This is a genomic window from Flavobacterium sp. LM4 (assembly GCF_002017935.1).
GTDB classification, from domain to species: Bacteria; Bacteroidota; Bacteroidia; order Flavobacteriales; family Flavobacteriaceae; genus Flavobacterium; species Flavobacterium chungangense.
Map to the genome: position 1 here is coordinate 1,102,907 of NZ_MUFW01000001.1, position 18,502 is coordinate 1,121,408.

11 protein-coding genes and 1 other RNA gene are annotated in these 18,502 nt (G+C 33.2%); 10 read left to right on the forward strand and 2 right to left on the reverse strand.

What is annotated here, in order from left to right:
* Entirely contained in the window at window positions 1-1,203 is a 1,203-nt protein-coding gene (locus tag BXU10_RS04990) for an NAD(P)-dependent oxidoreductase (RefSeq protein WP_078226374.1), read from the reverse strand.
* 238 nt (window positions 1,204-1,441) lie between these two features.
* Here BXU10_RS04990 and BXU10_RS04995 point away from each other — a divergent pair, with 238 nt between their 5' ends.
* Window positions 1,442-2,644, forward strand: coding sequence for a serine hydrolase (locus tag BXU10_RS04995; protein ID WP_078226375.1), 1,203 nt, complete (start codon window positions 1,442-1,444; stop codon window positions 2,642-2,644).
* A gap of 203 nt (window positions 2,645-2,847) precedes the next feature.
* Window positions 2,848-3,244: a transfer-messenger RNA gene (gene ssrA / locus BXU10_RS05000) on the forward strand.
* Window positions 3,245-3,262: 18 nt separating this feature from the next.
* Here ssrA and BXU10_RS05005 read toward each other — a convergent pair.
* Window positions 3,263-3,688 (reverse strand): hypothetical protein, encoded by a 426-nt coding sequence (locus BXU10_RS05005; protein WP_078226376.1) that lies wholly within the window; start codon window positions 3,686-3,688, stop codon window positions 3,263-3,265.
* Window positions 3,689-3,707: 19 nt separating this feature from the next.
* Between BXU10_RS05005 and BXU10_RS05010 the strand changes: the two genes are divergently transcribed.
* The 8 genes from BXU10_RS05010 (at window position 3,708) to BXU10_RS24950 (ending at window position 17,851) form a co-directional block, all read left to right on the forward strand.
* On the forward strand, window positions 3,708-4,262 hold the full coding sequence (locus BXU10_RS05010; protein ID WP_189328056.1) for an OmpA family protein: 555 nt from the start codon (window positions 3,708-3,710) through the stop codon (window positions 4,260-4,262).
* 398 nt (window positions 4,263-4,660) lie between these two features.
* Window positions 4,661-5,293 (forward strand): Crp/Fnr family transcriptional regulator, encoded by a 633-nt coding sequence (locus tag BXU10_RS05015; RefSeq protein WP_078226378.1) that lies wholly within the window; start codon window positions 4,661-4,663, stop codon window positions 5,291-5,293.
* Between the two features lie 224 nt (window positions 5,294-5,517).
* Window positions 5,518-6,393 carry a tail fiber protein gene (locus BXU10_RS05020; RefSeq protein WP_189328057.1) on the forward strand — a complete coding sequence of 292 codons (876 nt, stop codon included), beginning with the start codon at window positions 5,518-5,520 and terminating at the stop codon, window positions 6,391-6,393.
* 10 nt (window positions 6,394-6,403) lie between these two features.
* Window positions 6,404-14,962: a LamG-like jellyroll fold domain-containing protein gene (locus BXU10_RS05025; RefSeq protein WP_078226380.1), complete on the forward strand. Its 8,559-nt coding sequence runs from the start codon at window positions 6,404-6,406 to the stop codon at window positions 14,960-14,962.
* Window positions 14,963-15,026: 64 nt separating this feature from the next.
* A complete protein-coding gene (locus BXU10_RS05030; protein WP_123921949.1) occupies window positions 15,027-15,929 on the forward strand; it encodes a hypothetical protein in 903 nt (300 codons plus the stop codon).
* A gap of 2 nt (window positions 15,930-15,931) precedes the next feature.
* On the forward strand, window positions 15,932-16,315 hold the full coding sequence (locus tag BXU10_RS05035) for a hypothetical protein (RefSeq protein WP_078226382.1): 384 nt from the start codon (window positions 15,932-15,934) through the stop codon (window positions 16,313-16,315).
* 601 nt (window positions 16,316-16,916) lie between these two features.
* Window positions 16,917-17,360, forward strand: coding sequence for a hypothetical protein (locus BXU10_RS24945; RefSeq protein WP_078226383.1), 444 nt, complete (start codon window positions 16,917-16,919; stop codon window positions 17,358-17,360).
* Window positions 17,361-17,506: 146 nt separating this feature from the next.
* The gene (locus BXU10_RS24950) at window positions 17,507-17,851 is read left to right on the forward strand and encodes a hypothetical protein (RefSeq protein ID WP_189328058.1); all 345 of its coding nucleotides are present in this window, start codon (window positions 17,507-17,509) and stop codon (window positions 17,849-17,851) included.
* Window positions 17,852-18,502: the final 651 nt, after the last annotated feature.

Sequence of the window (18,502 nt, forward strand, 5' to 3'; positions counted from 1 at the left end):
TTAATTCCCATCAACATAGTCTTGTAAATAACTAAATCGCTCTGTAAGTTTACCATTCTCGGTAATTTTGGCTCGTTCCAGAATTCCATCTTTATCTCCGTTAAAAAAAGCCGGAATAACATGTTCCATAAACTGTTCTCCAAAACCTTCACTGGCATCTTTTGGGATTTCACAAGGCAAATTATCAACTGCCATTACTACAATTGCAGCCGGATGAAAAATATCAACTTCTTTATTTTCTGATGGCAGATATCCGTACAAAGGTTCAGTAATTGTAGAAGAACGGAGTGTACTTGCAATTGGGCCATTTATATCACATGAAACGTCAGCGACAACTCTTATTTTACAATCTTTAGCATTCAGCATTTCCTGAGTCAGGATCATTGGTGCATTATTTCCGTAAAAATGCCCGGCTATATAAATGTCACTGACTTTGGTGAATTTTTCGAAATCAGACGTATAATCTTCAGGATGTTGGGTGAAATCTACAAAGTCAAGAATCTTACCATCAGTTCTTTTATTGTATTCTAAAGCGTCAAGCTGTACATAAACAGACTGCGTGTAGTTTTTGGTTAGATAATTTTCTACAGTAATTTCCTTTACTTTGATTGCTTTCAAAATTTCCTGCGCGCCGCTGCCAACCTTTCCTGTTCCTGTGATTACAAATTTTAAAGGAGGCAGTGTTATTCTTTTCAAATGCATGATCAGGGCATCTTTTCCTGATAGAGTTTCTGCTTTTGGAAGTTTAAATAACTCGAATTTTATTCCAAAAGCGCGAATTCCGTTATAAACCCCAACCATTCCGGCATATTTTCCAAACCCGATTAACCTTCGGTTATGTTCATCAACAATCGTTTCATGATCGTATAAAGTGATATTTTTTTCTAATATGGCCTGTAAAAGTTTTTTGTTGTGAGGCTGTTTTTTTATGGTATGCGAAAAAAAGAAATAAGATTTATTCGGAATTAAATTAGCTACAGGAACTTCTTTTACGCCAAATAAAATATCACAATCTGAAACGTCATCAGCAACATTAATTCCCATACTTTTATATTGAAGATCTGAAAAAATTCTAATATCTGAACTTTCAACACTTATATAGGCTTCAGGGTGGAGTTGTTTGAGTTTTGCTAATGCATCAGGGGCAAAGACAACACGTCTGTCAGGTGGATTTTTTCTTTCTTTGATAATTCCGAATTTCATTTATTAGGATTTAAAATTTAATGATATAACTTTTATCTGTTATTTTGTTTTAAATATAACAAATATAGTTAAATTTTTGTTGCTGTTTTCTTATTTTTAATGATTTTGAATCACTATTATCTGATTTTCAACAGGCTAACAAAAAAACGTGTTAATTGTCTGTTAAGGGTATCTGTTTTTAGCTCTCAAAATCACCAAACATAAATATTGAATTCTATATATTTGTTTTTAAAGAATGATGAAAATGAGTTTCCTTAAAAAGACAAATATACCACAAATACTTTTCTCAGTTTTAGTTTTAAGTTCATGTGGAAAGGATAAAAACAACAGTCAGGATGGAGTTGTAAAAGAAAAAGATACATTGGGGAAAATGGTTCCGATGGGGCCTGAAAAAAAAATAAGTGCGGCCTATATTAATTCTGTAAAAGGGAGAATAAATTATTTTTACAATAAAAACTGGCCAAACAACTGCATGAACGGAAGTTTTTTGGTAGCAAAAAACGGTCAGATTATTTTTGAAAGATATAATGGTTTTGCCAATAAAAATGAAGGCACTAAAATTACTGCTGATACCCCTGTACAAATTGCCTCTGTAAGCAAAGTACTGACTGCAACTGCTGTTTTAAAATTAATCAATTTAGGTAAGCTTGGTCTGGATCAAAAAGTAAATACTATTTTAAAAACTTTTCCATACGAAGAATGTACGGTTCGAATGTTATTGTGCCATCGAAGCGGAATGCGAAATTATGCTTATTTTACAGATCATGACAAATCGGTTTGGGACAGGCACAACCAGCTTACCAATAAAGATATTTTAGACATTCTGGCGACTAAAGATGTAGGTCTGGAGTCAAGGGTAGGTACCCGTTTTGCCTATTGCAATACCAATTACGCTATGCTGGCACTCATAATCGAAAAAATAACGGGACTGACCTACAAAGAAGCAATGTCGCAAATGATTTTCAAACCTCTTGGAATGACGCATACTTATGTTTTTGATGATGATAAAGACAGAAAAAACATTGTTCCTTCTTATAAAGGGAATGGGGTCGAAATTGGTTTTGACTATTTGGATAACGTTTATGGTGATAAAAATATCTTTTCGACAGTTCGTGATCTTTTAAAATTCGACAGAGCCAGATATGCTCCCGATTTTTTAAAACCGGCTTTATTAAAAGAGGTTTACACTGGTCAGAGCAATGAACGTAAAGGTGCCAAAAATTATGGATTAGGAATCAGAATGATCAATTGGGAAACCGGCCAGAATTTTTATTTTCACAATGGCTGGTGGCACGGAAACACATCTTCTTATATTACGCTTCAAAAAGAGCATATAACCATTATAGCATTATCTAATAAAATGACAAGAAATACGTATGCAGTTCGTAAACTGGCTCCAATTTTTGGAGATTATCCTTTTCAGTTTAAAGAAGAAGAGTAATATAATAAGTCACAAAGTCGAAAGTCATAAAGAAATTGTAAATATTGACTTTGTTCCTTTTAAATATACCAATTGCGGAAAACAAAAAGAAGCAACCGTGTGACTTTAAAAACTTTACAACTTTCGACTTTTGGCTTTCTAATTTTTCTGAAAATTTTAATAGAAAGTAACTGCAAATAGTATAAATTTGCAAACTCATTTTTGGGGTCGACTGGTTTTGACAGCAAGTCGAATTGAAAAGTAAGCACGTCGAGCATTGAGACCTTGCTCGTAAATATAAGATCTTACACTTTTACACGGCGAAAATAACTACGCTTTAGCTGCATAATCTGAATTATAGTAAGATTAGCCACGTCCCTACAAGGTAGGGAAGCTGGATTCTCCTTGAAAGCCTTGGTTTGTGGCGTTCTGTTTAGGGGAACCGTAAAAATAAACCTAGATTTCCATGAGCTTCGGGTGGATTTTGAAAATTAAGAAGATAAGTGTTGAGTGGCTGTTTCTGGCCTTGCTTAACATCGAAAATCTAATCAGGAAATAAACGTGTAGAAAGCTCTTTAATTGCTTGTTTGGACCCGGGTTCGATTCCCGGCGACTCCACTGGACGGGATGATTGATAAATCATCCCGTTTTTTTTTCATAAATCAAACACCCTTTTTCCTTCATTAATGGGGTGTTATGAGTAAAAATACTTCTCATTGTAGGTGTTCGATAAATGCCTTCCTGATAGTATAAATTGTTATCGAACACCATATTTATAAAATCTCTTTTCTGCAAAATATTAGATTTATTGTACACGTAATGCATGTCTGTAAGTAAACTCAAGTTTTTCTCTAAAATTAAAAATACCTTACTCAGATCTGTATTAAGTCTTTCAATGGTCTGTTTCAGATTTTGTATAGTATCATTGTAATTTGTATACCATCGATCATAAGTATCTTTTGCGATCTCATTTTTAATCCACTTTTCTTCAACTGAGAACATTTTTTCCTGTACATTTTCTAATTCAAGCTTTTTTTCTTGAACTCTTTGTTTATTGGCTTTCATTTCTAATTGAATAGAAGTATTGCAACCATCTTTTATTTCACGAACCCTCTTTTCCGGCAAACTCATTAACAAAACGTATCATGTAAGAGTAGCAAAGAAAGATTACGAAACAAATGAAAGTGTTATCACCATTCAGCCATCAATTGATAAATCAGAACTGGATGTTAAATTAGAAAAGCAAGTTAAGGAAATAGGTGTTGGAACAGATTTAGCCAAAACCTTAAACATTCCTATTATTTATTTTGACTTAGATCAATCGTTTATTCGTAAAGATGCTGCTTTTGAATTAGAGAAAATTATAGCTGTTATGAAGCAGTATCCAAGTATAAAAATAGATGTTCGTTCTCATACAGATAGCAGACAAACCAAAAAATACAATATGCTGTTATCCAACAGAAGGGGCAAAGCAACTATTGAATGGTTTGTAAAAAGAGGAGTTGCAGTAAACAGATTAACTGGTAAAGGATATGGTGAAAGCAAATTGATTAATAAATGCTTAGATGATATAGATTGTACAGAGGAAGAGTACCAATTAAATAGAAGAAGTGAGTTTGTAATTATTTCAATGGAGTAGTTTTTCTAATCTGATTTTGTTTTTGAAATGTTTGTTAAAAAGGATGTAAGTTTAAAGTAATATTTTATTGTCTTGAAGCTTACATCCTTAGTTTTATAATAAAAAATATTTCGTTAGTATTTTTTAGTTTATAGTATGATAGTGCAGACGAAAATTCAAAGTTTTTCATGTAATCTGAATTTGAAGAAATTTTTTAGAATACTAATGTTACATAATTAGAAATAAAAATGATAAGAATATATCATGAATTTAGGTTTTTAAAGAACAATACACGCTGTGTATAGTAGAATATTTATCCTGAATGGCTTTTTTTCTGAATAACTTTTTTATTTCCATAACATTTGTACATTTACCACACCAAAAACAGCAGTACAAACCAATCATTTTTACGCCCCGATATGAATAAATCGATTGTTGAACTACCCCACAGTACTCCTGAGCAGGCTGCTACGCTTTTATATGTATTTAATAGTGTGTATCCGATTAGTGAAGGTTCTAAAAAATTCCTTATCGAAAACACCTATCCTATAAAAGTTCGAAAAGGCAAAAAACTGCACAAAGCAGGAGAAATCTGCGATATGATTTATTTTGTTAACCAAGGGGCTATCCGGGGTTATGTAAAAGATGCCAATAAAGAAATTACAACCTGGATTACGGTAGAAAACGAACTGGTAGCTTCTATTCACAGTTTTATACTACAGATTCCGAGTTACGAAAATATGGAAGCTCTGGAAGATTCGAATTTGTTGGGCATGAGACATTCTGACCTGCAGCACTTATATGATATTGAGCCCGAATTCAATATCAACGCCCGACGTTTTTACGAAAAATATTATTCGGATGCAGAAGTTAGGGCTTTGATGGGAAGGTTAAGCAAAGCTGAAATCAAATATGAATTTTTCCTGAAAACCTACAAACATCTTTCGAACCGGATTCCATTAAAGTATATTGCTTCGTTTTTAGGTATCAATCTGGAAACTTTGAGCAGGATTCGGGGTCAGATTCGCAACACTTCTGAAAATAAAGTTTGACAATTGTCAAATAATGACATGCTGTTTTTCTAAAGGTTTTTCTTTGTTTTTGTTTTAAGTATTTAATTGTCAATATTTTGAATTTAATTTTTCGAATTATTGACACTCCCCTTTTTTCTTCCGGTAAATTGTATCTGATTAAACTTTGAAGCTTTTTAAATAATTTCGCGATGTATTATAAGATATAATCAGTCCAAAATTAATTAACTTTCTAAATGATGTTTATGAAATCAAAATTACTATTAATATTGTGTGTTTTTTGTGCAACAATATCAAATTACGCCCAAAGTTCAGCTTCTCAGTCAGGAATAGCAGTTCAGGGTATTGCCAGAGACGCTAACAATACTGCTCTGACAAGTCAGACTATCAATCTTACGTTTACGTTTTATTATCTGGATGCTTCAAGTATTGAACAGAATATCTATAAAGTGAGTAAAAATTTAACGACTGATGCATTTGGTGTATTTTCGGATGTAATTGATCCAACAGCCGTAAATAACAGTTTAGTTGCTAACAATACCGCTTATCTTAGAATTGAGAAAGGAACAGAGGTTATTTCTGATGAAAAACTGCGACATGTGCCTTATGCAATTTCTGCTAATAATGGGGTTCCAACAGGTTCAATTATGCCTTTCATTGGTACTTCTGCACCGGAAGGCTGGGTGCTTTGCAACGGTGCTGCACTGCCTTCAACAGCTAAGGCCTTAATCGCTATGGTAGGGAATAATGCACCTAATCTTCAGGGTATGTTTTTAAGAGGTACCGGAACAAGTCCTGTAAATAGCCAGCCTGGACCAGCTTTAAAAGGAACACAACAGGATAGTCTTGAAAAGCATTCACATGATAAAGGTACATTAGCTACCGATACTGCTGGTAATCATAACCATAAAAATGGAGTTTATAATCAACTTTTAAGTATGACCGGAAAATTTACAGCTATTCAAACAGATAATAATAATGATCAGCCAGATCTCGGTACTGCAGGAACAATACAAGATGCGGGTAGTCATACACATACTATAAGTGGCTCAACTGGTGATTTTGGAGATTTAGAAACTAGACCTGTTAACTACGGTGTAAACTATATCATTAAATTGTAAAGCTGTAATTATGAAAAAAATAATTGCGTTTCTCGGAATATTTTTTCTGGGAACGGGACTCTATGCTCAAAATAATTATGGAGGAGCCAAAATAGTACCCGTTTCACAGGCTATTCAAAAAAACGGTTTTAGTATACAGGTTGGTCTTCCTTTTTTGGGACAAAACAAAACAGGACCAAGACGTACAAATCCTGCTGATATTCGTTTTCCATGGAATACTCTTTATCTATATAAAACATTTGCAGAAGAATCTTTTAGTGTTTCAAAAGGTTTTTATGGCGATAAGGTTTTAATTACCTGGAATTTAAGAGCCAATGAAAATTTGGTAAAGAGTATCAAGATATACAGAAGGGTTTATACAGAGGCAGGAAACCTTCCTTACAATTTAGTAGTTGGGCTTTCTTCTACAGAAACTACCTATGAAGATAAATATGTAGAAGGGGGAATTTTGTACGAGTATAAAGTAGAAGCTCAGGGAGTCAGTACAATTCCGGAACTCTATAGTACTTATATTACTGGTATAGGATACAGAAATCCTACTGCTGTAGTAACTGGAAATATTAGTTATAAAGGCGGAAACCCAGTTAAAGATGTTGTGGTTACAGCAACTTCTAACGGCAGTGATATTGCTAAAGGAAGTAGTTTAAGTATTCCCGCTTTGGGCTTTGTCGATATTAATGATTTAAGTGCAACAATTTCAAGTGCAGCAACTTTTCAGGTTTGGGTAAAACCAAACGGAGCTTATGCAAGTGATTCAGAAGCAGCGATTCGATTGTTTACTATTTCCAGTTCAGCAAGTGCTGATAATATTGATGTGACAGTAAAATTGAATCCGGTTGGCAAGTCACTGGATGTTGCTATTGGCAGTAATAAATATACATTGAAGAATTATTTTCCTTCGGGTAATTTAAACTCAAGAGGAAATGATCTGCTTGTACCTGTTTCAGATTTTAATAAATCTTTCGTGCATTTTACCGTAGTTGTCAATGATAATCAGACTCCTTTACTGTATATTAACGGTAGGCAGATTACACAAGCTTACGTAACGGAAGCAGACAGTAAACTGAAAGGAGTTGATGCAACATATACTGCACCTTATTTTACAGCAACAATCCCTACTGGTACAACAAAACTTTCTGGTGTAACCTGGGATAATGCTAAAGTGGGAGGAGGAAAATCAAGTTACGTTGACGAAATAAGAGTATGGAAAGCGGCATTAGAATCTTCTGTAATTAGAACCGATTATTCCAGATTTATTAGCGGAAACGATTCCAGATTGGTAACGTATCTAAGAGCCAATGAAAAAGCGGGAAGTTATGCTTATGATTTGTCTCGTAACGGGTTTAATTATAACGAAAATCACGGTAAACTTTGGGATGCAAATACAGCAGAAGGCAATAAAGTTTTATGGGCTGCAGAGGCTGATAAATATCCTACAACATCTCAATTAGGTATATTAGGGGTTACTGACAGTAAAGGAAATTATCAAATCAGTGCGATACAGTATTCTGGGACAGGAGAATCTTACAACATTACTCCTATGTACGGTCAGCATAAATTTGAACCGAATCAGCAATTGGTTTATTTAGGACAAGGTTCTGAGGTCGTAAACAAAATTGATTTTGTAGATCAGTCTTCATTTAGTTTTAAAGGTATTGCAGTATTTGATACGCGAGGTGTTTTTCCATCTTACGTGGCAGTAGATACTAAAAAAACGGATAATAAAAATGATGCATGGATTGACGGAGGTGCTAATATTTTGGATGAGGCATATAATACTTATGAAATTAATGGAGAAAAATATGCTAAAGGAAAATATTGGATAAATAACGCAGGAACTCCAACAGATAAATCAGATGATTATTTAGATCGTTATGCTGAAATAAATACAGTAGGAGCGAACGTATACATTGACGGAAATATCGTATTGGATGCTAATAACATTCCGGTAGTTACTGATGATAATGGTTATTTTGATATAAGTGTCCCTATTGGGAAACATTATATAACAATAAAAAAAGACGGACATGAATTTGCTTATAGCGGGCGTTTCCCGGCAGCGACCAGTGAGTTCAAAGAGTTTTTTGAAGATTCTAATGAACCGGTTTATTTTGTAGACAATACAAAAGTTACAGTTGTAGGTAAAGTAGTAGGAGGAACTGTAGAAGCTGAAAAGGTTATTGGTTTTGGAGGCAGCGGTCAGGTAACAAAAATGATTACCGATTCAGGAATTACAAAAAATCTTGAAGTTAGTGCTAAAAATAACATTGGTAAAGCTGATTTTACATTAGGATATGCGCCAGTTGGATCCAATGTTACAAACTATACCAAGTTTAATTATACTACTAATACTGATTCAGGAGAATACAGAGTTGCGGTATTGCCTTTAAAATATAATTTGGAAGCAAATGACCTGGTGATAAAAAGCAATTCAAACATTTCGCTGTTAAAAGCAGGAACTACTGAAACATTTGATTTTTCAGAGATACCGGCCGTGAAAACACCTGAATATAAATATAAAGAGAATAATGTAGATAAAAAGTTAACAGGAACTCCGTATCATCATGAGAAAAGTTTTACGTACAGGTCAACTCCGGTTTTACAAGTAACAGAGCAAACTTCAGATAAGACTATTAATGTTAGTGGTAAACCAGTATCTACAGAGAATTTTGTAAATCCGGTTTACACACAGCTTATGTTGTATAAAATTGTGATGAATCGTTTTGAACGTTACACTAATAATGATTCAGGAACTACTGTCGAAGTAAAAGTACCGGTAACAGATGGCGAATTGGTAAAAACAAACAATCTTGCTTTACCGGATTCAGAAACGATTACAGCTGATGGCAGTATTTTAACGTATTCATTTAAAGGAGGAATTCCTTCAATTATACCGCCGTTTGAGATAAAAAGTACTTTAAAATACCGATTAAACGAAGTTGATTATGAGGTTGAGAATTTTAAAGATACCGGAATTATTTTAGGAGGTGCATCAGATGGCAGCCAAACATTTGTTACTGCTGCGCCGGATATTCCTGCGATTATTTTAAGAGATCCGCCCGGTTCGAATAGTTTTGCCTCTCTGGAAGCAGGTGAAAGCATTTCGTTCAACTCCGAAGCTACTTTTGCTCATCAGGAAGGAGTATCGGAAGATGTTACTATTGCAGGTGGAATGTACTTTGAACTTCAGGGAGGTTTAGTTCCTACGCCAAAAGTATCAATAGAGTCAAAAAATTCCGGAACTACAGGTATTAGCATCTCTAAAACTTCTCAAGATGGCAAAAGTGTAAAAAACACTTATACTTTTAGTAAAACAATTTCAACCAGTGATGGAACTGATTATGTAGGTTCAGATGGTGATTTATATATAGGAAACTCAAAAAATATATTTTATGGTTCGTATGATAATATTGAAGCATCCAGTAAAATACCTCAAAAATATGTAAATGGTGTTGCTGTGCCATTGAGTCCTGCAGAATATGTAAACTTAGGTACTGCAAACGCTCCTGTATATTTGAGTAAACAAAAAGCACTTAGTTTTGTAGATAAGCCTACAGAAACGTTTTTTATGTATTCCCAAAAGCATATTATAAGCACTTTAATTCCGGAATATGAATTGTTTATAACTAATAATCTGAACGGACCAGATCCTAACTCTGCTGTTAACGTACAGAAGAGAGAAGAATATGCAGAGAAGATAAGATTGTGGAGAAAAGTGATTCTTGATAACGAAAAAGTTAAATATGCCGCTATAAGTGATCGTGCGGCCTATAAAACAGGTTTGACAGATGTTATATCAAACTTTAATAAACAAGTTAAAGAAGCTTATGATGGCATTAGCAATTCAGCATCCAAAGAAAAATTAACGAATCAGCTTAATCAATCTAATCTGATTAAAGATATGCTTGGATCTGAATTCGAAAAAAATATTTCTTTTGATTCAGGTTTAGGATCTTATTCCCGTAGTGTAGAAACAAGCGTAGTGTCAGCGTCATCTACTTCATATAAGATAGTTATTGACGAGTCGGTGGCTGCCATACTTGGTACTTCGGTAAATAAGGTTGGCTTAGAGTTTAACACAAAAGCATTTTTTCAACAGGATATAAATTCATCATTATCTACAGAAAAAACAACGTCTACAAAAATAAGTTATACCTTTAAAGACAATGATAAAGCGAACCTTTTAAGTGTAGATATAGTAAACTCTTTTGATGGTAATGGTCCTGTATTTATTACCCGGGGCGGAAGAACCTCATGTCCGTATGAAGATAAAGAATTGACTCATTTTTATAATAAAAACGACTATAATACAGCTACTGTAATTAATGAACTGCCAAATGATAAACGCGAAAAATTAAGTTTTGCTACTCAAAAAGTAGAAGTTCCGGTACTTACGGTTTCAGACAATGATGTTAATAATGTAGTAGAGACTAAAAAAGCTGAGTTTGAATTAAAACTTCAAAACAATAGCGCATCTGGTTCTGATACAGATTTCTTATTGGTTGTAGATAATACGACTAATCCGAATAATGCTTTAATTAATATTGAACCAAACGGAACAATTGTTCATGTACCTTACGGAAAAGAAGTAATTTATAAACTGACTTTAGGGAAATCTATTTCAGATATTTATGAATATAAAGATATAAAAGTCAGACTTCAGTCAATATGTGACGGTGCAGATGTAAGTTCAGAAGTTCTTATTTCAGCAAGCTTTGTTCCATCTTGTTCAAGCGTAGCTGTAAGTACACCACTTAACAATTGGGTTTACAACAGAGAAAAAGCTTATAATACCGACGGATCGACTAAGCCATTGGCAATAAATTTAACGGGTTATAATACGAAGTTTAAAAGCTTCAGGAAAATTGATCTGGAGTACAAATTAGCGACAAGTCCTAATTGGATTCGTCTGCATACGTATTACGGCACTTCTGAATTTTATGATGAGGCAGTAAAAAATAATGAAACCCAAATTACATTTATAAATGCAGCTGTGAGTTTAACTTATAATTTTGATATTGCATCTTTAAAATTAGCAAATGGGAATTACCAAATTAGAGCTAGAAGTACTTGTACCAACGATACAGAATTTATATCTGAAATTATTACAGGACTTGTAGATTTAAGTGCACCTCAGTTATTTGGAACACCGCTGCCATCAAACGGTATTTTAAGTGCTGGAGAAGATTTGAAAATAAACTTCAACGAAAATATTTTATATAATCCTGCTGTAAGTACAATTGAGATAAAAGGAGAAACCAATCAATTAAAAATTGATCACAACGTAAGTTTACGTTTCGAAGGAATCAACAATACAGCCGTAATCAATAGTCCTAAAATTAGTTCAGGAAATTTAAGCCTTGAATTCTGGCTGAATAATGAAACCAAAACAGCCGGTTCAATCATTTCACAAGATGGCGGTTTAAATATCGGACTGAATAACGGAAATATCTCTTTCACATTAGGAGACATTACCGTACAAGGAGGATTAAAAGACGACAATCTATTCCACCATTATGCTTTTACATACAACAACAGCAATGGTGATTATAGAATTTTTGAAGATGATATTGAAATTGGTGCAAAAAGCGGAAAAGCCAATACACAATTTGCCAACAATAATAGTTTGGTAGTGGGCGGAAATACATTTGTAGGAAACGTACATGATCTTCGTTTATGGAACAAAACATTAAGCAGAGAAGATGCATATGCAAAAATGTACGCTAAATTAATGGGTAACGAAGCTAATTTGGTTGGTTATTGGCCAATGCATGAAGGAAAAGATGCTTTAGCTAAAGATCTGGTAAGATTTAAACATGCAACAGTAAATGCTTCATGGGATATTAAACCAAAAGGAAATTCGTATGATTTTGCTAACGGACAATATTTAGCAATGGACAATGTGAATTTTGTTCAGATTACTAAAGAAATGGACGCAACTATGGAGTTTTGGATTAAAACAGGAACTTCTCAAGAAGCGACTATCTTTTCAAATGGAAAAGGTGATGGTTCAGATGTTATCCAAAGCAATGGATTATCTAATAAATGGTCTGTTGATGTAAATAATTCTGGTAATCTTTTACTAAAAAGCGAAGGTCAGACTTACCCTTTAACGACAAGTACCGTGGCAGATAATGCATGGCATCATGTAACTTTATTATTCAACAGATCCGGATCTTTGAGAACTTATGTTGATACCAAATTAGTATCTTCAAACCAAATGACAGCTATTGGAGGTTTCTCCGGAAATAAAATTTGGTTAGGTGCCAGAGGAGCAAAAGATCTTTCAGGCAAAGAAACGGTTGACCGTAAATTTACAGGAAAAATAGATGAATTCCGTTTATGGAATACGCTTCGTAATGTCGAGCAAATAAACAGAGACAGCTACAATGAAGTTGATGTAGAGAGTATTGGTTTATTATTATACTCAAGAATGAATATTCCGGATCCGGTTACAGCAAACGGACCAAGATATTATCATGCAGATGCTAACCAAACTGTAGTCGTAAACAACGCAGTTTTAAGCAGTGGAACTGTAAATTATTCTAATGATACTCCGGCAATAAAACCAGAAAGACAGTTGGTTAAATTTGTAACCACAAATGTTATTAAAGATGGTGAAATGATTATTGCACCAGTGGTTACTGACTGGGCATCATTAGAAGGACAAATCCTGGATATTACAGTACACAGAATGTTTGATAGCGCAAATAATATGCAGGAATCCCCGGTTACCTGGACAGCGTATGTGAATCGTAATGAAGTAAGCTGGTTTGCCGAAGGTTACAACGAAATTGTTGATCTTACAAAGAACAGTGGAGAAACAAAATCTTTTGAAATTACATTGGTTAACAAAGGAGGAAAACAACAGCCTTATGTCATTAATAATGTTCCAAGCTGGTTAAGTTTAAGTAAAACATCAGGAAGTATTGATCCTAATACTAAAACAATCATTAAAGCAGTTGTTGATGAAAATGTTGCAGTTGGAGAATATCTGGAGAATTTATATTTACAAACAGATTTTGGCTACGATCAAAAATTACAGACAAAATTAAGAGTATTGGCTCCGGAACCGAACTGGAATGTTGATCCGACACATTTTGATTACAGTATGAATATCATTGGAAAAGTAAAAGTGGACGGCGTTCTGTCTGCAGATTCTTATGATAAAATTGCTGCTTTCTACAATGAAGAAACAAGAGGATCTACAAAACTGGTTTACAATGAAGCTTACAAAGAATATTTTGCATTCCTAACGATTTACAGCAATACCAATTCTGGTGAAAATCTGAAATTTAAAATCTGGGATGCTTCACAGGGTAAAATTTTAGAAGCTTCTATTGAGTCTAATTCGTCTGTTACTTTCATGAATAATGAAGTATTAGGAACGATGAGCAAACCGTACATTTTTGTAAATTCAGGTGTAGTAGAACAAGAAATAAAACTGAACAAAGGATGGACATGGGTTTCTTTGAACACAAGTGATCCGAATTTTTCAGACTTGAATGTATTGACAAAAAATCTAACGTTAGAAACGTCAAACCGTATTTTAAGTCATTCTCCTGCATTGCTGGATACTTATTTTAAAGATAATTCGAATCCTGCAAACAGTGGATGGTCTGGTACTATAAGTGCTAACGGAGGACTTTCTTCTTCTAAAATGTATAAAGTAAATGTTACACAAGAGCAGACATTAAAAATCAAAGGTAAAAATGTAGATGTTTCGACCTGGAGTTTGCTAATTAAAGAAGACTGGAACTGGCTTTCTTATCCCATAACATCAAACCAAACAACAAATGAAGCTTTAGCATATTTTGATGCAGTTGACGGAGATGTCATTAAATCTCAGAATTTGTTTGCGATCTATGATCCTATTATTGGATGGAACGGAACTTTGAAATACTTAGAAGCCGGAAAAGGGTACATGATTAAATCAAGTAAAGATCAAACTTTTAAGTATCCTGATAATTTAGAAAAAAGCAACGTGACAGGAAAATCTGTTTCAAATACTGAGCAGGAAACAATCGCATCGGAATTCAAACAGTATTCACAAAACATGAATGCAGTTGTTTTACTTCCAAAAGGCTTTGATGAATTGTTTGCATATGATTCAAAAGGCGTCTTAAAAGGAATTGCAAGAAATCAGATGATAGATGGAAAAGAACTAAGTTTCATAACCATTTTTGGAGACGATACAGAAGAGCTATCATTTACAGTTGGAGATGGATTTACGAAAAAAGGTACTTCAAAATCATTCACATTTAAAGGAAATGAAGTACTTGGAACGATTACAAATCCGGTTATTTTAGAAGAAGTTTCAAAAACCGAAAATAGTATTTATCCAAACCCATTTGCAACAATTCTGAACATCGAACTTAATGCAGATAAAAAGCAGCAAGTAAACATTCAGCTTTATTCAGTAAGCGGCCAATTGGTATTTAGCCAAAAGGCAGTTATTGAAAGCGGCAACAATGTGATTTCAATTTCTCCAAACATAGCTGAAGGAATCTATATTACAGAAGTTGAAGTTGATGAAAAGCTGCTAAGAAGTAAAGTTGTAAAAAATTAAATAACAATAATGAGCTCCTAAAACATCTCCTGAGACTGTTTTAGGAGTTTATAATCAATTAAAAATGAGAAATTATATACATATAACACTATTGCTTTTTATAATGAGCAGTACTGTATTTGGCCAATCGCCCGACTGGTCAGTAAATGAAAATAAATTTCAGTACACCATGTCATTTGAAGGTTTCATCAACGCTGATGGAAAAAACTTAACAAGCAGTAACGATAAAGTGGCTGCTTTTGTTAATGGAGAATGCCGCGGAATCGCCAGTCCGATTTATGTAGCAAGTGAAAAAAAGTACATGGTATATTTAACCGTTTTTTCGAATACCGATAATGAAGTTGTTAGTTTCAAGATCTATGATTCGAGCAGCAATGTTGTTAAAAATATAGAAAAGACCAAAGTATTTGAAAACAACAAACATTATGGAGATTTGTTTCAGGCGTATAGTTTTGCAAGTCCTGCATTACAAAGCGCAACTGAAATTACAGATTTTAGTATTAAAGATTTAAAGACCACTAAAATTATTAATGGATCACAAATAATACTTTATGCTGCTAAAGGAACCAACGTTACGGCATTAAATGCTTTATTTGAATTAAGCCCCGGAGCCAGATTGTTTATCGGGACAACCAATAAAATTTCAGGATCAAATAGTATCGATTTTACTAATCCTGTAAAGTTTCAGGTACTTTCAGAAGATCAGTCAGTTTTAAAAGAATGGACTGTAGCAGTCAAACTAGGCAGTGCTGTATTTTATAAAAAAGATGCGGTATGTTATGCCGGCGGAATTATAAAAGTCTTATACGATGAGAATGAAGCGATAGCTGATTTGACAAAAAGCGGTGTAAAAATTGTGACTCAAAACATTCAAAATGGACAGACCGTTTTTAATAATCTGGAAGCTGGAAAATATATTGTGAGTATAGGCGGTACTACGAAAGAAATAGTTATAAATCAAAAATAATAATGATGAAAATTAAGCAATACTATATTTTGGCATTCGTAATGTTTTTGTTTTTGGCTTGTTCAGATTATGAAGAAAGGACTATTTATGCTAAAAGCATTTCTTTTGTTCACGCTGACGGTTCAGAATTATCAGAAAATGAATGTATCAGTCCCAATATAAAATACGGAATAAAAATTGAAACTAATTTTAGTGATATAAATAGGCCTTTTAGAGTAGATTATTCTGTAAATGGAGTGGTATATGCAATGACTTTTACAGAAAATACTTCTCTGGTTAATCCGGTTACTCTTATTAATGGTGATAATGCTGCACAAATAGTAGGAACTGACCATAAAACAGTTCTCAAATATGTTGAACAGGGAGATTTTGAACTGGTAGAATAAACGAGAAAATTTTTATTAACTGTAGAAATTGAAGAGATGATGGGCTTCTAACCTTTCGAAAACCTACTTTAAGTCCTCAAAAAAAGTTAAGATTGGTATTAAGTACTTTGTTGCAGTCCGTGATAGCGACAAAAAAAGAGGTTATCCCAAAAGTAAAAAGGCTCTTCGAAGTGTTGTCAGGAAAGCGATACGAATGTCGGATCAAGACTAAATGTTGTGAGGAAATATTAAAAAGAGTCCTGTATTTTAAAAATATTTGAAATATAGGACTCTTTTTATAACTGAAAAAATGAAATGTACATTTCAGAAAATTAGGATTTTACCCTAAAAGCCAGCAAAACCAAGCTCTCGCAAGTTGTTTTCAGCATTGGCCTTTAAAAATGAAATGTGCATTTTACAAAAATAACAGATAGCAATTCCCTGATATATACCCTGTAGAGGGATTTTCTAAACAAATCATCATCAATGGGTTGTCTTATGGGGCGCCTCATGCACTGCCTTAAAAAAAAGCAACACATTAATAGTTAGTAAATTACGGAAAACTAAAATGTACATTTCATTTTATATTTGTGTACATTTCAATTTTTCGCTCATATTAGCTATGATTTATTTTGATATTTCTTCCCGCCAAGATGTTATTGACGAACATTATAACTCATTAAAGTCTCATATAAATAGTAAGATTGTTTCAAGTAAAATTAACAAACAACTAAAAGAATATATAGAAATTAATATTGAAAAAATAATTAAGGGGAGTCCGAATGAACTTAAACTACTTAATACAAATTTCAAATCATTAAGTAATTATAGCTCATCAATAATCATTCGTAATAAAATTTCTAAAATTTTTGATTATAAATACTTTGCAACCAAAAAAGACAATGGCTATGATGGTTATGATTTAGCCAAAAAATTGAATATCCGAACTTGTTTGTATTGTAATAGAAATTATACCCTCACTGTTGCGAGAGGAAAAAAAAAAAAGATAAAATTACAAGACCCGAATTTGACCATTTTTTTGATAAAAGCCAAAATCCTCTCCTAGCTTTATCAATTCAAAATCTAATTCCTAGTTGCAAAACTTGCAATAGTTCATTGAAAGGTTTTAAGAAATTTAATCTTGTTTCAAATTTACACCCGTATAAAGATGAAATTATTAGCTTTTATAACTACACTTTTGTACCACAGGACGTGAAATCTATAATTGGCAGTAACTCCAATCTTTCTGTAAAATTAAATGTTGCAAGTGGAGATGTTGATATTGACAAGAAGATTAATAACTCAATTGAAATTTTCAAATTAGAGGATATAATGAGTGCTCATTCTGACGAACTAAAAGATTTGTTCAACATTAGATATAAATTTTCTGAAAGATATTTTGAAGAGCTTTTCAATAAGTATAAAACATTAGGATTAAATTATAATAATGTGTATGAGGTAGTTTTCGGAGCAGAATACAATGAACTGGATTTTGCTAACAGACCTTTCAGTAAATTAAAAAAAGATATTTTAAAAGAATTAGTCATAATAAAATAGATATTTATATAGTATTCACTATTTCTATAAACTTAAATATTTATTTATTTTTCAAGCTCATGTTTTTTTCCTCTTCAGGACTTAATTTTAATTTGAAAACTGCCTATTTCAAATTTTTGATAATCGGATACGCAAACAAAAAGTAAAGTAAATTGTTCTAACTTAGTTTCTGTTTTGTTTACACATCCAAAACACATTAAATCATAATTTCAAGCTATCAAAAAAAGTTAAAACATGAATAAGATGTTCGATTGTACTCCCATCGACTCCACAAAAAACCCTGTAAATACAGGGGTTTCAATGAGTAACCAATAAAAAAGAGAACAAAAAGAGAACAGATTTGTAAATAATTGATTTAACACTCCCGCAAGCATTTTAATTTTATAACAAATTAAAGTGAAATCAATTTACACCATTCCAAAGGTTGCCAAATACGATGATCTTTCTAAGTCTTGGGTTGTCTATTTCAGATACAATCAAAAGCTTTTCGGCTATAAATTCGGAATCTATATTAATAATTCCTTTAAAGTAAGCTGCTGCACTGCCTTTTCAAGATCATAACCGTATCCAGAATGAAATTCTTTTTATATGATGATTACTACTTGCGTCTTTGTCATTAAGATCTAGCTGAATACAGGATTTTTCTTTTGA